Annotated in this window: 2 protein-coding genes; both read right to left on the reverse strand. The window is 70.8% G+C overall.

Translation table 11 applies throughout. The annotated features are described in order from the left end of the window. On the reverse strand, positions 1–2,317 hold a 2,317-nt coding region (locus F3J17_RS35745), incomplete at its 3' end, for a condensation domain-containing protein (RefSeq protein WP_167070519.1). Between the two features lie 36 nt (positions 2,318–2,353). Further along, a partial coding sequence (locus F3J17_RS35750) for a non-ribosomal peptide synthetase (protein ID WP_167070521.1) occupies positions 2,354–5,687 on the reverse strand: 3,334 nt, incomplete at its 5' end.

Genomic DNA, 5,687 nt, shown 5'->3' on the forward strand with positions numbered 1-5,687 from the left:
CGCTCTCGCCGCCCAGCACGAGCGCGCGGCGCGGCAAGGCGCGCGCAGCGTCGGCGGCGTGCAGCAGGCCGGCGAGATGGCCCGGCACGATCTTGAGCGCGTCGATCTCGTGGCGCGCCATTGCGGCGGCGAAGCGGTCCGGGTCGCGCACGTCGGCGTCGTCGAACAGATGCAGACGCCAGCCCGCCGCGAGCGCGCCGAACAGCATCGTGTGGCCGAGATCGGCGGCGGGCGTCGAAACGTAGGCCGCGCTGGCGATGCCGTCGGGTAGACGGCGCAGCACCGCGCTCACGTAACTTGCGAGCGCGCCGTGCGAGACCGTCACGCCCTTCGGCTCGCCCGTCGATCCCGAGGTGTAGATTGTGTAGGCGGCTTGCGCGGGCAACGGCGTGTTGTCATCGGCGGCTTCACCGTTTGTATCGGCAATATCGCCGAAGGTGACGATTTCGCAGCCCGCCTGCGCGGCCAGCGGCGCGAGCCGTTGCGCCTCGCCTGCGTCGCAGATCAGGCAACGCGCGCCGCTATGGCGCAGTTGCCACGCCAGACGCGCATCGGGCGCGGCGAGATCGAGCGGCACGTACGCACCGCCCGCGCGCCAGCTGGCCAGCACGCTCACGACCAGCGCGACGCCGCGCGGCAAGGCCAGCGCAACCGGCGTTTCCGCGCGCACGCCATGCGAGCGCAGACGTTGCGCGAGCGCGCCCGCGCGGGTCCAGAGCTGCGCCCAGGTGAGTGATTCGGATTCCTGCACGCAGGCGATGGCGTCGCGTTGCGCGGTATCGGCGGCGCGAGCAGCCACGCGTGCCAGCACCGATTCGCACTCGCCCGCTTCGCTCGCCGCGTGCGCAACCGCGTTGGGATCGTCGAGCGCGAAATCGCCGAGCCGTCGCTGCGGCTGCGCCGCGAACGACTCCAGCACGCCAACCAGCGCCTCGCCCAGTTGTTGCACGTCGCGATGCGCGAATTGCGCGCGTCGATACGCCAGCACCAGACGCAGCGTCTCGCCCGGCACGGCGATCAGGCTCAGCGGATAGTGATTGCGCCCGCTGCCGAGCACCGCGCCGCAGGCTTGGGCTTGCGGATCAACCTCTGCATCGGCCTGAGCATCGGACGGCGCGCCTTCATCGGCAAGACGGCGGATCGCGAGACCATCGGTGCGCGCCTGCGCGTCCAGTTGCTGCGGGAAATTTTCGAACACGACGATGCTGTCGAACAGCGCGGCATCGGCATCCGCGCCCGCACGGCTGCGCAGCGTCGCGAGCGGCACGTGCTCGAACGGCCGCAAGGCGAGATTGGCCTGCTGCACCTCGTCGAGCCACGCGCCGACCGACTTCTGCGACGGCACGCGCAGCGCCAGCGGCAGCGTGTTCACGAACATCCCGGCCATGCGCGACACGCCCGCCAGATCGGCAGGCCGCCCCGACACGGTCACGCCGAAACACACCGTGCGCGTCATCGCATGACGCGACAGCAGCCACGCCCAGGCGGCCTGCAGCAGCGTATTGAGCGTGATGCGGCGCTCGCGCGCGAAGCGTTCGAGCGCGGCGCTGCGGGTGGCGTCGAGCACGATCGTCTGCTCGGCACATTCGGCGCGCGCCTGGGCCGCTTGCGGCGCTGCGATGCGCGAACGTGCTCGCGCGGGCAGCGGCGTGGGCCAGCCATCGTGCGCGAGCAGCGGCGCGAAAGCGCTGCGAAACGACGCCTCGTCGAGCGGCTGCTTCTGCAGCCATTCGACATAGCGATAAAACGGCGGCTCGGCCGCTTCGAGCGGCGCGCCTTCAGTGCCTTCCTCACGGTGCCGGTCGTAGGCCGCGATGCAGCCCGCCAGCACCGCGGCGAGACTCCAGCCGTCGAGCTGGATGTGATGCAGACGCCACACCAGCCAGTAGCGCGCCTCGCCCACACGGATCAAGCGCAGGTCCAGGCTCGCCGCGCGTTCGAAATCGAAGCCGCGTGCATGCGCGGCGCGCCATTCGTCGGCTAGACGCAGGCGTTGCGCGGCGGCGTCGAGTTCGCGCCAGTCCTCGGTGACGAATGTATCGCCATCGCCATCGTTATCGGCCGCATCGCGATACACCACCTGCACCGGCGACTTCAGCCCGTTCCAGCGGAAGTCGGTGCGCAGGATCGCGTGCTTCGCGACCACCTCGCGCCACGCGCGGCGCAGCGCCGCAATGTCCAGCGGCCCCTCGAATTCGAGGGCTTTCTGCGCGTGATAAGGATCGGCACCACCGCGCAGCGCGTGCGCGAGCATGCCAGCCTGAATATCGGTGAGCGCAACGATCTTTTCGATGTTGTCTTTTCGGCGAAACGTCATGACGCGAACTCCGCGGCGGTACGGCAAAAGTTGAACTCACGCATCGAAGCTCTCCAGCAGGTTGTCGAGATCGTCCTGATCGATCGCGCTGCCGAAGTCCGACGGCGTGTACTGCGGCGCGGCCGAATCGCACTGCGCGACCAGCGCGTCGAGTTGCGCGGCGAAGGTATCGGCGAGTGCCTGCACGCGGGCGGCCGACAACTGCGCGGGCGCAAAACGCCAGCTGATCGTCAGCACGCCGCGCAGCACCCTGGCGTTCAGGTCGAGCGCCCACGCGAACGGCGCATCGGCGGCGACGGGCCAGCCCGCGTGCTCGTGCGCGTGACGCCAGCGGCTTGCGGCATCCAGACCTGCGTCGATCTGGCCGAGATAGTTGAAGCTGATGCGCGGCGCGGGCAGCGCGGCAAGCGTCTCGCGTGACTGCGCATCGCCGTGGGTGGCGAGCAGGCCCCAGTGCAGGCCGTTGTGCGGCACGGCGCGCCGCCGCTCCTTGGCGTGGGTCAGCGCGCGATGCGCGTCGCCGTGCGCGTCGAGCCAGAGCGGATAGCGCGTGGTGAACCAGCCCACCGTGCGGCTCAGGTCGATGGCGTCCTCGCCCAGCGCTTCGCGGCCATGCCCTTCGAGCGACACCAGCGCGCCGCGTGCGCCGCTCCACGCGTGCAGCGATTCGGCAAGCGCGGCCAGCAGCACTTCTTCGACGCTGGTGCGATAGGCCTGCGGCGCGGCGTCGAGCAGACGGCGCGTGCGCGCCTCGTCGAGTTCGAGCGTGACGGCGTGGGTGTCGGCCATGCAGGGGGCGTTGGCCGTTGCCTTCGCGGACGGCAAGCCCGCTTCGGCGTTTGCCAGCGCATCGCGCCACCATTGCGCCTCGGCGCGCACCTCGGCGTGGGCCGCATGCGCCTGGGCGCGTTGTACCCATGCGCTCCAGGGCACATTGGGCGGCAGCGCGGGCGTGCGGCCTGCGAGGGCCTGTTCATAGGCCGATTGCAGTTCATCCAGCAGCACGCGCCACGACACGCCGTCGACGGCCAGGTGATGGATCGCGATCAGCAGACGGCCTTCGCCGCGCAGCCGCACATAAGCGGCGCGCACCAGCGGCCCCTGGCCGATGTCGAGCGACGCCTGCAGCCGCTGCCCCATCTGCGCGAGCGCATCGCGCCAGTCGTCGGCCGCGCGCCAGTCGTGCACATCCAGCCTGCACGGCGCGATCTCGCCGACCTGCTGCTGCCACGCGCCGTCGCGCTGGAAGAAGCGCAGCCGCAGCGCGTCGTGCGCGGCGATCAGCGTATCGAGCGCGGCGCGCAAGGCCGTTTCGTCGAGTTCGCCGCGCACGGCCAGCAACGTCGATTGATTCCAGTGATGCTCGCCTTGCGGGAACTGCTCGAAGAAGGCCTGCTGGATCGGCGTCAGACCGAGTACGTCGTGCGAGACCGCCAGCGCGATCTGCGGCGCGGCGGCTTCGGCGTGGGCCGCGAGCGCGGCCACGGTCGGATGGTCGAACACCTGACGCGTGGCGATGCGCAGCCCGGCCTGGCGTGCGCGCGCCACGATCTGCAGGCTCAGGATCGAATCGCCGCCCGCTTCGAAGAAGTTGTCGGTGACGCCCAGCGTGTCGCGGCCCAGCACGGCGCGCCAGATCGCGAGCAGCGTGGCTTCGGCGTCGCCGCTGGCTTCCACGCGCGCGCCGTCGAATTGCGGCGCGGGCAGCGCGGCGCGGTCGAGCTTGCCGTTCGCGGTGAGCGGCAGCACGTCGAGCGGCACCAGCGCATGCGGAATCATGTGTGCGGGCAAGCGCGCGGCCAGCCGTTCGCGCAGCGCCGCGCCGTCAAGCTGCACGCCCGGCGCAGCGACGATCCACGCCACCAGTTGCTCGCGCTCGCCCTCGCCGCGCACCAGCGCGACCGCGTCGCTCACGTCGGCGTCGGCGAGCAGTGCGTGACGGATTTCGCCCGGCTCGATGCGGAAGCCGCGCAGCTTGACCTGGGCGTCGTCGCGGCCCAGATACTCGAACGCGCCGTGTGCTGTGCTGTGCGCCGTCAGACGCGCGCGGTCGCCCGAGCGATACAGGCGTGAACCCGGCGCGCCGTGCGGATCGGGCACGAAGCGCGTGGCCGTGAGCGAGGCGCGGCCGATATAACCACGCGTCACACCCGCGCCGCCTACGCACAGTTCGCCCGCCGCGGCGATCTCGCCATTGGCGTCGCGCAGTGCGAGGCCCAGGTCGTCGAGCGGCGCGCCAATCGGGCTATGGCCGTTGTTGTCGTCGAGATCGGCGGCGGTCAGAACATGGCGCGTCACGTGCACCGTGGTTTCGGTGATGCCGTACATATTCACGAGCTGCATCCCGCGCGGCGCGCGCAGACGGCGCCAGCGCACGAGCGCCGCCGGTTCCAGCTTCTCGCCGCCGAAGATCACCGTGCGCAGCGTGTCGAGCGGCGCAGCGCTTTGGTCATCGGCGAGATCGTGCTGCATCAGCGCGCCGAATGCGGACGGCGTCTGGTTGAGCACGCTCACACGCTCGGCGCGCAGTAGTGCGTGGAACGCCGCCGTGTCGCGCGCGACCCAGTGCGGCACCACCACGAGACGCGCGCCCGTGCACAGCGCGCCAAACAGCTCCCACACCGAAAAGTCGAAGGCTGCGGAGTGGAACAGCGTCCAGACGTCATCGGCATGGAAGGCGTTGTCGGCGTCGCCTTGCGGCATCGCCGAATCGAGCAGGCGCGCGACGTTGGCGTGCGTCACACCCACGCCCTTGGGCTGCCCGGTCGACCCCGAGGTGTAGATGATGTAGGCCAGCTGTTCGGGATGCACCGGCGTGACCTGTTGTGCTGCCGCGCGCGGTTCACGAACGGCGTCCTGCGCCGTGCCGAGCGGCAGCACTGCCAAGTCGCGCAGCAAGGCGGCGTGACGCGTGGCGCTGTCTTCGTCGGCGAGGACGGTTTCGATGGCCGCGTCGGCGAGCAGGTAGCGCAGGCGCTCGCGTGGATAGTCGGGATCGAGCGGCACGTAGGCCGCGCCCGCCTTCAGCACGCCGAGCACGCCCGCCACCAGCGCCGCCGAGCGGCGCGCGCACAGGCCGACGCGCGTTTCCGCGCTTGCGCCTTGCGCGCGTAATTGCGCGGCCAGCGCGTCCGACCAGGCGTCGAGTTGCGCGTACGTGAGATGTTCGGCGGGCGCATCAGCATCCGTCGATTCCGCTGCGCAGGTCAGCGCGCGCGCATCCGGCGTCTGGCGCACATGCGCGGCGAAACGTTCGAGCACGCTGCTGAACGCATGCGCAGTAAGCGGTGCGGCCCACGCGGCTGCCGCTTCGGGCACCGGCAGCGCGAAGCCGCGCAGCGGCCCCGCGCCCCGCGCCGCGACGATCTGC

Source organism: Burkholderia sp. Ax-1719 (assembly GCF_011753055.1).
Taxonomy (GTDB): domain Bacteria; phylum Pseudomonadota; class Gammaproteobacteria; order Burkholderiales; family Burkholderiaceae; genus Paraburkholderia.